This window comes from Pseudomonas sp. Pseusp88 (genome assembly GCF_047303955.1).
GTDB lineage: Bacteria > Pseudomonadota > Gammaproteobacteria > Pseudomonadales > Pseudomonadaceae > Aquipseudomonas.
Genome location: NZ_JBGLYM010000010.1, coordinates 14,826 through 29,728 on the forward strand (window position 1 = coordinate 14,826; position 14,903 = coordinate 29,728).

Annotated in this window: 13 protein-coding genes and 1 pseudogene; 11 read left to right on the forward strand and 3 right to left on the reverse strand. The window is 60.2% G+C overall.

Going from position 1 to position 14,903, the window contains the following annotated elements; genetic code table 11:
- Positions 1-169: 169 nt before the first annotated feature.
- From ACCD02_RS14960 to ACCD02_RS14990, 7 genes are all read left to right on the forward strand, one after another.
- Positions 170-604: a DUF2946 domain-containing protein gene (locus ACCD02_RS14960; RefSeq protein WP_413303052.1), complete on the forward strand. Its 435-nt coding sequence runs from the start codon at positions 170-172 to the stop codon at positions 602-604.
- A 125-nt stretch (positions 605-729) separates the two neighbouring features.
- A complete protein-coding gene (locus ACCD02_RS14965; RefSeq protein WP_413303055.1) occupies positions 730-2,838 on the forward strand; it encodes a TonB-dependent copper receptor in 2,109 nt (702 codons plus the stop codon).
- 181 nt (positions 2,839-3,019) lie between these two features.
- Positions 3,020-3,625, forward strand: a complete 606-nt coding sequence (locus ACCD02_RS14970; RefSeq protein ID WP_413303058.1) for an SCO family protein — start codon at positions 3,020-3,022, stop codon at positions 3,623-3,625.
- A complete protein-coding gene (locus ACCD02_RS14975; protein WP_413303061.1) occupies positions 3,625-4,107 on the forward strand; it encodes a copper chaperone PCu(A)C in 483 nt (160 codons plus the stop codon). Before ACCD02_RS14970 ends, ACCD02_RS14975 begins: the two co-directional genes overlap by 1 nt.
- Positions 4,108-4,115: 8 nt before the next feature.
- Entirely contained in the window at positions 4,116-4,634 is a 519-nt protein-coding gene (locus ACCD02_RS14980) for a GNAT family N-acetyltransferase (RefSeq protein WP_413303063.1), read from the forward strand.
- Positions 4,635-4,884: 250 nt separating this feature from the next.
- Positions 4,885-5,679, forward strand: coding sequence for an AraC family transcriptional regulator (locus ACCD02_RS14985; protein WP_413303066.1), 795 nt, complete (start codon positions 4,885-4,887; stop codon positions 5,677-5,679).
- A gap of 157 nt (positions 5,680-5,836) precedes the next feature.
- On the forward strand, positions 5,837-6,451 hold the full coding sequence (locus ACCD02_RS14990; protein ID WP_413303068.1) for a LysE family transporter: 615 nt from the start codon (positions 5,837-5,839) through the stop codon (positions 6,449-6,451).
- A gap of 255 nt (positions 6,452-6,706) precedes the next feature.
- Here ACCD02_RS14990 and ACCD02_RS14995 read toward each other — a convergent pair whose 3' ends face one another.
- Complete coding sequence (locus ACCD02_RS14995) at positions 6,707-7,531, reverse strand: NAD-dependent epimerase/dehydratase family protein (protein WP_413303071.1); 825 nt, start codon at positions 7,529-7,531, stop codon at positions 6,707-6,709.
- A gap of 321 nt (positions 7,532-7,852) precedes the next feature.
- Here ACCD02_RS14995 and ACCD02_RS15000 point away from each other — a divergent pair, with 321 nt between their 5' ends.
- Both ACCD02_RS15000 and ACCD02_RS15005 read left to right on the forward strand, forming a co-directional pair.
- A complete protein-coding gene (locus tag ACCD02_RS15000) occupies positions 7,853-9,151 on the forward strand; it encodes an MFS transporter (RefSeq protein ID WP_413303073.1) in 1,299 nt (432 codons plus the stop codon).
- A gap of 71 nt (positions 9,152-9,222) precedes the next feature.
- On the forward strand, positions 9,223-10,356 hold the full coding sequence (locus ACCD02_RS15005; RefSeq protein WP_413303075.1) for a lactonase family protein: 1,134 nt from the start codon (positions 9,223-9,225) through the stop codon (positions 10,354-10,356).
- Between the two features lie 150 nt (positions 10,357-10,506).
- Here the strand turns inward: ACCD02_RS15005 and ACCD02_RS15010 are convergent, their stop codons facing one another.
- Together ACCD02_RS15010 and ACCD02_RS15015 are read right to left on the reverse strand one after the other, a co-directional pair.
- Positions 10,507-11,370, reverse strand: a complete 864-nt coding sequence (locus ACCD02_RS15010) for a methyl-accepting chemotaxis protein (protein ID WP_413303420.1) — start codon at positions 11,368-11,370, stop codon at positions 10,507-10,509.
- A pseudogene (locus ACCD02_RS15015) lies at positions 11,365-12,147 on the reverse strand (MCP four helix bundle domain-containing protein); the annotation flags it as partial. The gene ACCD02_RS15010 and the pseudogene ACCD02_RS15015, both read right to left, overlap by 6 nt.
- A gap of 462 nt (positions 12,148-12,609) precedes the next feature.
- Here ACCD02_RS15015 and ACCD02_RS15020 point away from each other — a divergent pair.
- Together ACCD02_RS15020 and ACCD02_RS15025 are read left to right on the forward strand one after the other, a co-directional pair.
- Positions 12,610-14,214, forward strand: coding sequence for a response regulator (locus ACCD02_RS15020; RefSeq protein WP_413303078.1), 1,605 nt, complete (start codon positions 12,610-12,612; stop codon positions 14,212-14,214).
- A complete protein-coding gene (locus tag ACCD02_RS15025; RefSeq protein WP_413303080.1) occupies positions 14,211-14,903 on the forward strand; it encodes a sensor histidine kinase in 693 nt (230 codons plus the stop codon). The genes ACCD02_RS15020 and ACCD02_RS15025 overlap by 4 nt, the downstream gene beginning before the upstream one ends.

The following is a 14,903-nucleotide window of genomic DNA, read 5'->3' on the forward strand; positions in this document are numbered from 1 at the left end:
ACACTGCCAGGTCTCTGCAAGTGAGCCGGATCAACCTGTGCGATTTTGTCGCACCCGGTCGCGCGGCTCAGTCAGGCAAGGCGTTGGCCGACACCGGGCGGTATGCTTGCCTGTTCTGCGACCATTTCGCAGTGTCTCGTCGGGCCCGACAGTGCTAAATTCCCCGGCCATGAATTTCGCCCGAACCCATCGATCCCTCCTTGCCTGGATGCTGTGCAGCTTCATCCTGTTCAGCGGGCTCGCGTGCGGTCTGGGTCACGGGCAGATGCTCAAGGCGTTTTCTGCCGCCGACCCGGCCATGGATTGTGGCGATCAGCATGGCGCCGACGGCATGGACATGTCCGCCATGGATATGTCGACCATGGCCATGCCGAAAATGGCGATGCCCGGCATGGACATGGCCAAAATGGGCGAGCATGCCCTGATCATGAAAATGTCCATGACTGACTGTGCCTTTGCCGGCACGCTGACCCTGTCGCTGCTGTTCTTCATCGGCCTGGGCTGGTTGATTCGCCGCACGCGGCCACGCTTGCCTGCCGTCTACCGGTTCTGCCGGATTCCTTCGCGTCACAGCTTCCCCGGACTCGTCCCCCAGGCCCCCTGAGCGGTCGTCTGCACTGCAATCTCTGTTGAGCGTGGCTGCCCCCGAGTCGACGTCGCATTGTGCGTGTCGCAGTCGGTGGGTGAATGCCCGCGCTCGGACGCCTGACTTGCTCCGGAATACCTGCCATGTACTCGACCAAGAACGAGCCGCTGTTCACCCTTGCCCGGCCGCATCTGCGCTGGCGCCAGGCCTTTTGTCTGTTTCTGGCCCTGCCCGTATTGGCTCAGGCCGACGATACCGATACCCCGCAACCCCTGGGCCTTTCGCCGTTGGTGATCACGGCGGTGCAACAAAGTTCGCCCCTGACCATCGTCACTAACCCCAAGGAAGCCCGGCAGCCGGTCCCCGCCAGTGATGGTACTGACTACCTGAAGACCATCCCCGGTTTTTCGGCGATTCGCAGTGGCGGTTCCAACGGCGACCCGGTGCTGCGCGGCATGTTCGGTTCGCGCCTGAACCTGCGCACCAACGGCGGCCTGATGCTCGGCGCCTGCCCTTATCGGATGGACGCACCCAGCTCCTATATCGCCCCGGAGACCTTCGACAAACTCACCGTGATCAAAGGCCCGCAGACTGTGCAGTGGGGGCCGGGCGCCTCGGCGGGCACGGTGCTGTTCGAGCGGGGGCCGGAGCATTTCGGCGAACTGGGCGGCCGTCTCAATGGCAGCGTGCTGGCAGGTTCCAACGGCCGCTTCGACAAGGTCCTCGATGGTGCCGTCGGCGGCCCGCAGGGCTATCTGCGGGTGGTGGGCAATCAGTCGGAGGCCGACGATTACAAGGACGGCCACGGCCATACGGTGCCGTCGCGCTGGGACAAGTGGAACGGTGATGTCGCCCTGGGCTGGACACCGGACGAGGACACTCTCGTCGAGCTCACGGCAGGCAAGGGTAACGGTGAGGCGCGCCTGGGCGGCCGGGGCATGGACAGCTCGCAACTGGAGCGCGAAAGCCTTGGCCTGAAATTCGAGAAGCGCAACCTCGGCGGCGTGCTCGACAAGTTCGAAGCGCAGGTCTACTACAACTACGCCGATCACATCATGGACAACTTCCGCCTGCGCACGCCGGACCCGAGCAGCGCCATGGCCATGCCCATGGCGTCACAGGTCGATCGGCGGACCATGGGGGGACGCCTGGCTGCGACCTGGAAGTGGTCGGACGTTGAGCTGGTCACCGGCGTCGATGCCCTGCGCAGCGAGCATCGCACGCGTAATTCCAGCTACAACATGATGACCAATGTCTACACCGACACCGATGCCATTGCCTGGAACAAGGACGCCGTCGAGCACAACTACGGCGCCTTCGCCGAAATGACCTGGTATGCCGCCGAGCGCAACCGTGTGGTCACCGGTGCTCGTCTGGACCGGGCCTCGGCCAAGGACTACCGGCAATCGATCAGCAGCATGAGTATGAGCCGGGCCAACCCGACCGCCGACGACACTCGCGCCGACACGTTGCCCAGCGGTTTTGCCCGCTACGAATACGATCTGGCCGATTCGCCGACCACGCTCTACGCCGGTATCGGTCATGTGCAGCGCTTCCCCGATTACTGGGAGCTGTTCTCCGCAGGTAGCGGGCCGAGCGGTTCGCGCAATGCGTTCGACGGGGTGAAACCAGAGAAAACCACTCAGCTGGATTTCGGCGCGCAGTACAACGGCGACGATCTGCAGGCCTGGGCCTCGGGTTATGTCGGCCAGGTCCGCGACTTCATCCTGTTTGACTACAGCACCGACATGATGGGCATGAGCAGTTCACGCACGCAAAACGTCGATGCGCGGATCATGGGCGGGGAACTGGGTGCTGCCTGGCGCCTGGCGCCCAACTGGAAGACCGACGCCACCCTGGCCTACGCCTGGGGCAAGAACAGCTCCGATGGCCAGGCCTTGCCACAAATGCCACCGCTGGAAAGCAGGCTTGGCCTGACCTACGAGCGGGATGTCTGGAGCGCCGGCGCCTTGTGGCGTGTGGTGGCAGCACAGGATCGCGTCGCCGTGGGCAAGGGCAACGTGGTCGGCCAGGACTTCGGCAAGAGCGCTGGCTTCGGCGTGTTCTCCCTCAATGGCAGCTACAAGCTCAGCAAGCAGCTCAAGGTCAGTACCGGAGTCGATAACCTGTTCGGCAAAAACTACACCGAGCACCTGAACCTGGCGGGAGATGCGGGATTTGGTTTCCCCGGTGACAAGGCCCTCAATGAGCCGGGAAGGACCTTGTGGACCAAGGTGGATTTCAGTTTTTAGTGCGAGTCAAACAACTATAACTCTATGAATTAATTTGGTTTTTTGTGAGAGCGAATTTATTCGCGATGCGGCCGGTACCTTCGATAGATATTTGTCGCCTGGAATGCCGCTTTAGCGAATGAATTCGCTCCCACAATTCCCCCACAGATTGCCTTCGCGCACGTTATTGAGGAAACAGCGAATGAATACGCTACTGACCAGGCGCCAACTTATCGGAGGCCTGAGTGTACTGAGCCTGGGCCTGCTGGCCGGCTGTGATGATTCGAACAAACTGGCGTTCAAGTACGGCAAGGACATGAGCGACAAGATCACCGGACGCAGCTTCCGGCTCAATGATCCACAGGGCCGCATCCGTACCCTGTCGAGTTTCGGCGGCATGATGCCCATGGTGTTCTTCGGCTTCACCCAATGCCCGGCCGTGTGTCCGACGACCCTGGCCCGGGCGGCGAAAATCAAGAAACTCATGGGCCGCGACGGCGACAAGCTGCAGGTGATCTTCATCACTGTGGACCCGGAGCGGGACAAGCCGGAGATGCTCAACGCCTACGTCAAGGCCTTCGATCCATCCTTTGTCGGCCTTTACGGCACCCTGGAAGAAACCGCCGCCACCGCCAAGGAGTTCGGCGTGTTCTACGAAAAGGTCCCCAACGGTTCGACCTACACCATGTCCCACACGGCTACCAGCTACATCTTCGACACCCAGGGCGTCATGCGCCTGAGCCTGTCGCCGTCCCTCACCGCCCAAGAATGCACCGAAGATTTGCTTACCCTGATGGAGGTCTGCTGATGAACCTGCTGAAAAACCTGCTGCTTAGCCTTTCCCTGATGACCCTGGCCAGCCATGCTGCCGCGCAGACCGTAGTCGAAAATGCCTGGGTCCGCGCCACCGTACAAGGGCAAGCGTCCAGCGGTGCATTCATGACCATCACTGCCAGTGCCGACAGCAAGCTGCTCAGCGTGCAATCGCCGGTGGCGAAGATCGTGCAGATCCATCAGTCGAGCATGAAAAACGACGTGATGATCATGCAGGAAGTCGAGTCGGTAGCGCTGCCCGCAGGCAAACCGGTAGTGTTGGACACCAATAGCTATCACGTCATGTTGATCGACCTGACGGCACAGGTGAAGGAGGGCGATCATGTGCCCCTGACCCTGGTCGTCGAAGATGCCCAGGGCTTGAAAACTTCCATCAAGGTCGATGCCACCGCCCGTGCCCTGACCACCGATGATCACGGCGATATGCACGACCACGGCACAATGAAAATGAACTGAGCAAAGCCATGACCCAGCAGCGCACTACCTCCCGCCTGATCCTGCGACCACCCCGGCTCGATGACCTGGCCAGCCTGTTCGCCATCTACGGCGACCCGGCCACCAACCAGTTCAACCCGTCCGGGCCCCTGGCCGATATCCACAAGGCCGAGGCGCTGCTGGACACCTGGCTCAAGCACTGGCGCGACAAGGGCTACGGTCAATGGACCATCGCCACCATCGTCAACCCCGACGAGATCATCGGCTTCGGCGGCCTCGATGCACGCCTGTACCTGGACGCCGAACGCCTCAACCTCGGCTACCGCTTCGCCGCCTCGGCCTGGGGCCAGGGCTACGCCACGGAGCTGAGCCGCGCGGCGCTGGAATACGGCTTCGCTGAACTGGCCGTGCCGGAAGTCTTCGCCGTGGTCAGGCCCGCTCATATGGCCTCGATCAAGGTGCTGGAGAAGGTCGGCATGCAGTTGGTGGATACTTTGGATGATGTGCCGGGGCAGGCGCAGAGTCTGGTGTATCGGGTTGGGCGCTAGTGCCATCCTGAAGGATGCGCCCTGACACGGCGCTTTCGTGCAGCTAGCTCAGGGCCCGTAGGAGCCGGCTTGCTGGCGATGGCGTCAAGTGAGTCACCGACGCTATTGCGGGCGCTTCGCACTCGATCGCCAGCAAGCCGGCGCCTGCAAACCCTCATTCCAATCCGCAAGGCCAGGTTGTTTTTGCAGGTTACAAAAACAGCGCCAGACGCTAGCCTGTTTCGCCATTACCTCGCCAATGACAGCCGCCATGACTGACACCCTTCACCAAGCCCAGCTCGGTCCCTATGAACTGTGCAGTGCCTCAAGCGTAGGCATGCAGTTCGCCCGGCACAGTCATGACGAGTGTGTGATTGGTGTCAATCTCAGCGGTGAGGAGCATGTCTGGCTGGACCGGCAAACTTTTCATGCGAGCCGTGGCGATATCACTTTCTATAACCCCGGACAGATTCAGGGTGGCGGTGCCAAGACCGGGCAAGCGTGGAGTTATGTCGGGCTGTATGTCCGTCAGGAGCAACTGGCGGCGGGTCTGGGTGTGCCGGGCGTGGAGTTCGAGCGGGCGCTTTGTCATTCGCCGCAATTGGCCGGGGCATTGGCGGGGGCGATCCAGGGGGCATTTTCGGCAGACCTTTTTTTGCGTGAGCGGGCCGAAGAGCAGTTGCTGATGGCGTTGGCCGATGTGCTGGCATGCAATCGGACGCGCTTGCCGGTTACCGTGCAGGCGGATCAGGGGCTGGTGACGTCGGTGCAGGAATGGCTCGCCGAGTGCTTGCAGGACACGCCTGATCTGGAGCTGCTGAGCGCAGCCTTCGGAGTATCGAAATTTCAGTTGTTGCGCGCCTTCCAGAAAGGCACCGGCCTTACGCCCCGTCAGTGGGCAATGCAGCTGCGAACCCGGCGCGCCCGGGGCATGCTGCGCGCCGGATTACCCGCCGTGGTCATTGCCCATGAGCTGGGTTTTGCCGATCAGAGTCATTTCCACCGGCATTTCCGTGCCGCCTACGGCATGGCGCCTGGGGCATTTCAGCGGGCGGTATTGGGCTGAGGCTGCAATCTGGTTCAAGACAGACAGAGCCCGTTGGAGCGAGGCTTGCACGCGATGGCCTTGACGCGGCCATCCTGATACACCGCATCGCCCATTTCGCGGGCAAGCCCGGCTCCAACGGGCTGTCGTCTTAGTTTCTGTACGGTGAATGTTGCCCATGCTAACCATTTTCCTCAGCGCCTTTGTCTTCGGCGTGGTGTTCTGCCTGTCCCCCGGCGCGATCCTCGCCGAGACCCTGCGCCGTGGCTTGCAGCACGGTTTTGCACCGGCGCTCTGTGTGCAGGTCGGCTCGTTGCTGGGGGATGCGTTATGGGCGGTGATTGGCCTCACCGGTTTGGCGCTGCTGTTTGAATACCCTCAGGTCAGGCTGCCCCTGGGGCTGGCCTGTGCTCTGTACCTGGCCTGGCTGGGGATTGGCAGTCTGCGCGATGCCTGGCGGCTGCCGGTGGCGGATAGCGGTGCGGCAGGGAGCGGGCGCAGTGCCCTGGTGGTCGGTGCGGCGTTGTCGTTGACCAATCCGAAGAACATTGTTTATTGGGGCGCGCTCGGCACCGCGCTGGCAGGGATCGTTGGCGATACGCCGAGCCATGCCCAGACCCTGACCTTCTTCGGCGGTTTCATGCTGGCGTCGGTGTTGTGCTGCTTCTTGACTGCGGGGCTGGTGGAGTTGCTGCGCAAGTCGGCATCGGATCGCTGGCAGCGGGTCAGTTACGGCGTGTGCGGGTTGGCGTTGATGTATCTGGCGGGGTTGGCGTTGCGTGGGGTTTTGTAGCGCCAAGACGGGTTCGGATAATCTGTGGGAGCGGATAAATCCCACAGTAGTGCGTGAATATCATCGAATCTGTGGGAGCGGATTCATCCGCGAAGGGGCCAGTACATCCAACACATTGGCGGCGTCCGGAATAAAGCTTTCGCGAATGAATTCGCTCCCACAGTAGTGCGTGAATATTGTCGGATCCGCGAAGGGGCTACTCTGGCTTTACAGCAAACATAGAATCTCCCACAAAGTCTTGCATGGCGTTCGGGGTCAGTTGCTCTCGAACGGCCCTGATGCCACAAACGCGCCACCCTGATAAACCATGCTCGGATCATCCGCTGCCGGCATCGGTTGCGCTTCGACCTTGGCGCGGAATTGTTCCGAGCTGTCCTTGGGCTGGTAGTTCAGATGCGCGGCGAAGCGGTTGTCCCACCAGGTGACTTTGTTCGCCGAGGCGCCATAGACGATGGTGTGGCCGACGTTGGGGGTGAACAGCGAGCGCTCGATCAGCTGTGTCAGGTCCTCATAGCTCAGCCAGGTGCAGAGCATGCGGCGGTTCTGCGCTTCGGGGAAAGACGAGCCGATGCGGATGCTCACGGTCTCGATGCCGTAGCGGTCGAAGTAGAAGCTGGCCATGTCTTCGCCGTAGGCCTTGGACAGGCCGTAGTAGCTGTCAGGGCGTTTGGCGCTGTGGGCGTCAAGAATTTCGTCCTGCTTGTGGAAGCCGATCACGTGGTTGGAGCTGGCGAAGATCACGCGTTTTACGCCATGACGGCGCGCCGCTTCGTAGATATGGAATATCCCGCTGATATTGGCGCCGAGCACTTCTTCGAATGGCCGCTCTACCGACACCCCGCCGAAATGCACGATGGCATCGACACCGGCGACCAACTGATCGACGGCCTGTTTATCCGACAGGTCGCAGACCTGGACTTCTTCGCTGGCATCCGCCGCCGGGGCCATCTCGGCGATGTCGGACAGGCGCAGGACCTCGCAAAAAGGCTTTAGACGCTGACGCAGTTCCTTGCCAAGGCCGCCGGCGGCACCGGTCAGCAGCAGGCGCGGAAAAGGGGTAGGGGATGAAGAAGTGGTCATGGCCGGTGAATCCTCGGGTTTTTATTGTGGTTGTCGTACGACTTAATTAAATCGACTGTTGATTGGCCTTGTCAATCATTCAGATTCGGCCAATGAAGTCGAATGATCAGGTGTGGATTTGTCACCGTATGGTGACAAATTATTCTCAATAGCCTGCTGGTCTTGAGGTTAGTCGTGGCCCTATTCTGCGAGTCACGGGTAAATGTAAGAAAATGTTTCGCATGGCTTCGTTTTATCTCATACGATGACGTATAACTGCGGGCCTGCCTCACCGGTCATGGCGCTGCCTATCACCTCTCAAAAAAAATAATCGGGTGAAACATGAAAGTGAAAGGAATGCGTTGGTGGATCGTCTGCCTGCTGTCCGGCGGCCTGGTGATCAACTATCTGGCGCGCAACACGCTGTCGGTGGCCGCGCCCACCATGATGACTCAGCTCGATATCTCGACCGAGCAATATTCCCATATCGTGATTGCCTGGCAGATGGCCTATGCCTTCATGCAGCCGGTGGCTGGCTACATTATCGATGCCATCGGCACCAAGATGGGCCTGGCGATTTTTGCCCTGGCCTGGTCGGCGATGTGTGCCGCAGCCGCCCTGGCTACCGGCTGGCAGAGTCTGGCTTTCCTGCGTGGCCTGCTCGGGTTTACCGAGGCGGCGGGCTATCCGGCCGGGGTCAAGGTGGTGACCGAATGGTTCCCGGCCAAGGAGCGCTCCGTGGCCATCGGCTGGTTCAATATCGGCTCGTCCCTCGGCGCCTTGCTGGCGCCGCCACTGGTGGTCTGGTCGATCCTCAACAGCGGCTGGCAACTGGCGTTTATCGTCGTCGGCGTACTGGGCGGCTTATGGACGCTGCTATGGATCTGGTTGTACAAGCGCCCTCAGCAAAGCTCCATCAGCGAAGCCGAGCGGGCCTATATCCTCGAAGGCCAGGAAGCTCATTTCAGTGACGCGGTGGCCGAGAAAGCCGACTGGAAAAAAACCATCACCAAGCGCAATTTCTTCGCGGTTGGCCTGGCGCGGGTGCTCTCGGAGCCGGCCTGGCAGACGTTTAACGCCTGGATTCCTTTGTTCCTGATGACCGAACGGCACATGAATATCAAGGAAATCGCCATGTTCGCCTGGCTGCCGTTTCTCGCGGCGGATCTGGGCTCGGTACTGGGTGGCTACCTCAGCCCGATTTTCCATCGCTATCTGAAGGTGTCGCTGTTCACCTCGCGCAAACTGGTGATGCTCACAGGCTCGCTGTGCATGATCGGCCCGGCCTGTGTCGGCCTGGTCAGCAGCCCCTATGCAGCGATTGCCTTGCTCTGTGCCGGCGGTTTTGCCCACCAGATGTTGTCCGGGGCGCTGTATTCGATCACTTCCGACTCCTTCGGCAAGAACGAAGTGGCCACCGCCACGGGCCTGGCCGGGATGTTCGGTTTCCTCGGCGCTGCGTTGTTCACCCTGGTGTTCGGCATCATGGTGACGAAGATCGGCTACAGTCCGCTGTTCGTGGTGCTGGCGATTTTCGATATCGTCGCTGCCTGTGTGATCCTCACGGTTGCCCGTGAAGCGGTACGCCCGGCCGGGCCGACTATCGAGCCAAAGGGCACTTCGCCCGAGCCTGCGGTCTGACATTACTCTTGCTGACCGTCTTCACCATGAGGGCGGTCATTGGTTTTTTCCCACAATAAGAAGGACCTTCCATGAAACAGCCCCTAATTCTCGCGGCAGTCATGGCCTGCACCCTGGCCGTCAACGTTCACGCGGCCACTTTTGCCTATATCTCCAGCCCCGGCGACGGTCTGGTCACCCAGTATCAGCTCGATGAAAACACCGGTGCCCTGAGCCTGATCGAGCAGACGCTGGTGGGTGATCAGGTCAATCCCCTGGCCATCAGCCCGGATGGCAGGGTGTTGTTCGCCGCTCAACGGGTCAAGCCGTTTCAGGTGCAGGGCTTCAGCATCGATCCGCAAAGCGGGCACTTGCAGGCCATCAGCAAGGCGCCGCTGGCTGACAGCCTTGCATACCTTTGCGTTGATCGCTCCGGACATTTCCTGCTCGGTGCCTCGTATGGCGCTGACTTGCTCAGTGTTCAGGCCATCGACGGTGGAACCCGCCCCAGCGAGCAGATCCATACGGTCAAGACTGGTCCACACGCTCACTCGATCCGCACGGACCTGAGCAATCGTTTTGTCTACGCCGGTAACCTGGGCGCCGATCATGTCCTGCAATATCGCCTCGATGCCAAGACCGGCAGCCTGACCCCCATCGGCACAGGTTTCGTCAGCGTGCCCGCCAAGACCGGTCCGCGCCATTTGGCCTTCGCGCCCAATGGCAAGTACCTGTATGTGGTTGGCGAAATGAGCGGCACGGTGACCAGTTTTGCCATCGATCCGGACAGCGGAGCCCTGACTCAGGTGGCGGTGGCCGACGGTATTCCGGCGAGCCTGAATCTGGCCCACGGTGAAGTACGCGATGCCAGCAACAACGATCTCAAAGATGACCCGACACCACGCATCTGGGCAGCGGACCTGCGTATTTCCGCCGACGGCACGTTGCTGTACATGACCGAGCGCACCAGTAGCAGTGTCTCAGCCTTTCAGCTGGAACCTGCCAGCGGTCAACTGAGTTTTCTCGGTAACTATCCGGTCGAGGAAAAGCAGCCGCGCAATATCGCTCTTTCCGCCAATGGTCGCTGGTTGCTGGTAACGGGGGAGAAAAGCGCCACGGTGGGCAGTTATGCCATCGGTGACAAAGGTGCGCTGAAACGGGTCAGTGAAGCGCCGTCGGGCAAAGGCGCATTGTGGATCGAGATGTTGCATATGCCCGGCTTGTAAGTGGGGCGATGTGCTGCTGTGGGACCGGCTTCAGCCGGGAAGAGGTCGGTACATTCGATAGATGTATATCGCCTGTAATGTCGTCTTCCCGGCTAAAGCCGGTCCCACAGGGAGTAATCCCGCAGAGGATCCGGCAAGGCCTGACAGGATTCAGAGTTTGAACCGCGCCACCAGCGCATCAAACGAACTGGCCAGTTTCGACAGCTCCTGACTGGCGGCATTGCTCGAGCGGGCACCTTCAGCAGTGTTGTTGGACAGATCCTGAATATTGATCAGGTTGCGATCCACTTCCCGTGCGACCTGAGCCTGTTCTTCCGAGGCACTGGCAATGATCAGGTTGCGGTCGTTGATGCCCGCGACGCTGGCGGCTATGCGTTCCAGAGACTCACCGGTGGCCTTGGCCAGTTCCTGTGTATCGGCGGCCAGGGTGCGGCTGTTGCCCATGGCGGCGACGGCCTGGTCGGCACTGTTGTGCACGGCGCTGATCATGCTTTCGATTTCCGTGGTCGAGGCCTGGGTGCGGGCGGCAAGGGCGCGGACTTCGTCTGCTACCACGGCAAAGCCGCGGCCCTGTTCACCGGCCCGTGCCGCTTCGATGGCAGCGTTGAGCGCCAGCAGGTTGGTCTGCTCGGCAATCGAGCGAATCACTTCCAGTACCTTGCCGATATCGCGAACCTGCCTGGCCAGGGTTTCCACCAGGCCTGTGGATTTGTTGATTTCCGTGTTGACGTTGGTGATTGCCGCGACAGCGTCCCGGGCTTGATCACGCCCGGTGGCGGACTCTGAGCTGGCAGCGGAAGACGCCTCTGAGGTGGAGATGGCGTTGCGCGCGACTTCCTCGACCGCCGTGGTCATTTGCGTCACTGCCGTTGCCGCTTGCTGGATCTCGGCGTTCTGCTGGTTGAGGCTATGGCTGCTGTCCTGAGTGATAGTGCTCAGTTCGGTCGCCGCAGATGCAAGTTGCGTCGATGCGGCGGCGATCTGCGCCAGGGTTCCCTTGAGGCTGCCTTGCATGGCGTTCAGCGCGTTGAGCAACTGACCGGTTTCATCGGTGCTGGCGGATTTGATCTGTTGGGTCAGGTCGCCGGCGGCAATGCTCTGGGCAAAACCAACGGCCTGGGTAATGGGCGGACTGATCATGCGGGTGATCAGCAGGCCCAGAGCGATGGCGGCGAGAAAGGCGACGGCGATGCCGGAGTACAAGACCCAATTGGCCGAGCTGGCAATATTCTTGGCTTCTGTGGCGCTTTCGTCGATCTGCCGGTTATTGGAGTCGACGATGATGTTCAGCTCGGCAAGAATGCTCTGGAACAGTTTTTCCACGTCGGCGCTGAGCAGCAGCCGGGAACCGCCGAGATCGTCCTGTTTGAGCTTGTCGAGAAATGCGCCGATCTGCTGTTGATAAACCGGCCAGTCTTTCTCCAATTGGTCTCCGGCGGCGCGTTCGTCGTCAGCCAGATCGGTGGTGCGATAGTCCTTGAAGGCTTTTTCGCTCAGGGCCTGGTTCTCCTTGAGTGTCTTGATGATGGCGTCTATCTCGGCCGGTGGACGATCTTCCGCCGCCGCCGAAAGCGCACGGTACAGGTCGCGGTTCTGGGCAATGGCCCGGGACTTGGCTTCTGAGCTTTTAATCACGGAATAAACGTTGTTGGTGAACACTTCGTTCATGTTTTCGGAAATTCGTGTGATACCGCGGCTGCCCAATGCCCCGACAATCAGCGTGATCACCGCACACAACACGAACGCGATCAGCAGTTTGGTCGCGATTTTTGCCTGATTTAACCAACTCATCGAAGAAATCCCTGAATGCCTGGCGCTTGCCCCGACCGAGTCGGAGGTGACCACGTTTCGTCAGTGAAGACGTGTTCCTATAGATGTCGTCCGTTTTTTCGCCGAATTGAGAAAAAGTTGGCAAACCCGATGAGAAGCTTGGCGCCATAGCTTTCAACACAATGATGCTGCCTTTTGCTGGCTGGGATTGGCGAGGCGCGCGAGAGACGGGGCGGATCTGAGAACTCGTACCTTGCACATGGGGTAAAGCCCCTATAATTTCGTTTTGGATGCCTCAGGAAAACCCTTGTAGCCGACCTAAGGTACTCGACAGGCAAGAGGTGATTCAGTTCGTGTAAAATCAGCCGATATCAAATTGCCAATAGCCGGAATCTGCGCGCTCACTGGCGCAGGGAAGCTGAACCCGTTATGCCTTTGCCCTAGGGCTCACCTTCCATACTTATCTGCAGAACAGGAATCTCGATGCTGGCGTACAACGAAAAAAAGTTTCTGATCGTCGATGATTTTTCTGATTTCCGCAGTTCGGTCCGCTCCATGCTGCGTGAGCTGGGAGTCAAGGAAGTCGATACCGCTGACACCGGCGAGCAAGCGCTGAAGATGTGCTCGCAGAAACGCTATGATTTTGTCCTTCACGATTTCAACCTCGGCGACGGCAAGAAGAATGGCCAGCAGGTGCTCGAAGACCTGATGACCGAGCGCCTGCTCAGCTATGAAAGTGTGTTCATCATGGTCACCGCCGAGAACAGCCAGGCCATGGTCATGAGCGCCCTGGAATGGGAGCCCGATGCCTACCTGACCAAGCCATTCAACCGCGCGGGTCTGGCTCAGCGTCTGGAAAAACTGGTCCAGCGCAAGACCCTGCTCAAGCCGATCCTGCAGGCGCTGGACCGCGGCAAGCCTGCCGAAGTACTGGCGGCCTGTACCGCGCTGTCACAGAAAGACCCGCGCTTCGCACCGTTGTGCCTGCGCTTTCGCGCCGATGCCCTGCGTGACTTGAACCAGCACGAGACCCTGGAAAATTTCCTCAAGAAAATCCTTGCCGATCGACCACAGCCCTGGGCCTACGCGGCCTTGGGCAAGGTATTGCTCAAGCGGGGCAAGAACGCTGAAGCCCACACGGTCTTTGAGCAGGCGGTCAAGGCATTCCCGATGATGCCGGTGCTGTTCGATGGCCTGGCCGATTCCCTGGTCGCCCTTGGTGATCTCAAGCGTGCACAGAAGGTCCTTGAAGACGCGGTGCGCCTGTCGCCCCTGGCTGTGCGCCGTCAGCGCATGCTGGGCAAACTTGCGCTGGACAACGAAGATTTTGAAAGCGCCTCCAAGGCCTATCGCCAGGCGGTGTCGCAAGGGCAGTTCTCGCGCTTCAAAGACCCCGAAACCAATCTGGGCCTGGCCCAGGCATTGATCAGCAAGGGCGGTGACCAGGGCCTGGATGCCCGCTCCCGGGTGGAGATCAATCAGGCCCTTGGCGAAGTGGCCAAGGAGAACGCCGACGATCCCGGCCTGCAGGTACGCGCCCGCTTGATGAAGGCCACCAGCGTGCAGCGCAGCGACCCGGAAATGGCCGCCAAGTTGACTGCCTCGGCCATGGAACATCTGGCTGGCATGGAGCAGTTTCTCAGTGCCGATGCCGCCCTGGCCGTAGCGTCGCAGTTGAAAAACCTGGGGGAAGAAGACGCCAGCTCGGGGTTGCTCAAGAACTGTGCGGAAATCTACGGCGACGATCCGACCGTGATGCAGAGCATTGCGCGTCAGACCGATGATCCGGCGATCCTGGGCGCCAACAAGACCGCCATCGACCTCAACCTGCAAGGCGTGCGCAGCTACAAGGCCGGTCAACTCGCCGAGGCTCAGGAGTTGTTTCGCAAGGCCCTGGCGCTACAACCGAAAAACATCAGTATTGCCCTTAATATGGCGCAGTCCTTGCTGCACCTTAAGGTCGAGAATCTCAACCCGCAGCAGTTGGCCGAGTGTCAGGCCTGTCTGAAGATGGTCGGCAAGATGCCCGACACCGATGCTCGATTCGAGCGTTTCCAGAAGTTGCAGAGCAAGGCGTTTGCTACATGAGTGAGCAGGATTCGGGGCTGGATTTTTCCATGGTGATCGCCTCCACCGTGCATGACATGAAGAACTCTCTGGCGACCCTGATGCACGCCCATAGCGACTGGTTGGGCCAGTTGCCAGCGGAGCAACGCAAGACCCCGGAAGGCGCGGTGATCGATTATGAGTTCGCCCACCTCAACGGCATGCTCGTGCAGTTGCTGGGGCTGTACAAGATGGGGGTCAACCAACTGCCACTGCGCCCTGACTATCACGAGCTGGACGACTTTATCGAGGCGCAACTGGCCCATCATCGCGAGGTGCTGGAAAGCCGTGGCATCGTTGCCAGCTATGAGGTCGCGTGCGTCAGCCCCCTGGGCTTTTTTGACCGCGAGCTGATCGGTTCGGTGGTGGCCAATATCATCATCAATGCCATTCGTTTTGCCCGCAGCGCGATCCAGATCAGCGCCCGGGAAGAGGACGAGCAACTGGTGATCAGCATCAACGACGATGGCCCCGGCTATCCAGAGTACATGATCGGTACCCAGGTCGAGTACGTGCAGGGCATCAATCAGCGTAGCGGCAGCACCGGCCTTGGCCTGTACTTCTCCACTCATATCGCCCGGCGCCACGAGCGCAATGGCGTGCGTGGGCATATCGAGATCAGCAATGGCGGCACGCTGGGTGGCGGGCTGTTCAGTATCTATCTGCCCTGA

Excerpts from the sequence above, each read along its gene's own strand:
- ACCD02_RS14995 (WP_413303071.1), bottom strand. The coding sequence starts at position 7,531 with ATGACCACTTCTTCATCCCCTACCCCTTTTCCGCGCCTGCTGCTGACC.
- ACCD02_RS14965 (WP_413303055.1), top strand. The coding sequence starts at position 730 with ATGTACTCGACCAAGAACGAGCCGCTGTTCACCCTTGCCCGGCCGCAT.
- ACCD02_RS15020 (WP_413303078.1), top strand. The coding sequence starts at position 12,610 with ATGCTGGCGTACAACGAAAAAAAGTTTCTGATCGTCGATGATTTTTCT.
- ACCD02_RS15000 (WP_413303073.1), top strand. The coding sequence starts at position 7,853 with ATGAAAGTGAAAGGAATGCGTTGGTGGATCGTCTGCCTGCTGTCCGGC.
- ACCD02_RS15010 (WP_413303420.1), bottom strand. The coding sequence starts at position 11,370 with ATGCAAGGCAGCCTCAAGGGAACCCTGGCGCAGATCGCCGCCGCATCG.
- ACCD02_RS14985 (WP_413303066.1), top strand. The coding sequence starts at position 4,885 with ATGACTGACACCCTTCACCAAGCCCAGCTCGGTCCCTATGAACTGTGC.
- ACCD02_RS15005 (WP_413303075.1), top strand. The coding sequence starts at position 9,223 with ATGAAACAGCCCCTAATTCTCGCGGCAGTCATGGCCTGCACCCTGGCC.
- ACCD02_RS14960 (WP_413303052.1), top strand. The coding sequence starts at position 170 with ATGAATTTCGCCCGAACCCATCGATCCCTCCTTGCCTGGATGCTGTGC.
- ACCD02_RS14975 (WP_413303061.1), top strand. The coding sequence starts at position 3,625 with ATGAACCTGCTGAAAAACCTGCTGCTTAGCCTTTCCCTGATGACCCTG.
- ACCD02_RS14990 (WP_413303068.1), top strand. The coding sequence starts at position 5,837 with ATGCTAACCATTTTCCTCAGCGCCTTTGTCTTCGGCGTGGTGTTCTGC.
- ACCD02_RS14980 (WP_413303063.1), top strand. The coding sequence starts at position 4,116 with ATGACCCAGCAGCGCACTACCTCCCGCCTGATCCTGCGACCACCCCGG.
- ACCD02_RS15025 (WP_413303080.1), top strand. The coding sequence starts at position 14,211 with ATGAGTGAGCAGGATTCGGGGCTGGATTTTTCCATGGTGATCGCCTCC.
- ACCD02_RS14970 (WP_413303058.1), top strand. The coding sequence starts at position 3,020 with ATGAATACGCTACTGACCAGGCGCCAACTTATCGGAGGCCTGAGTGTA.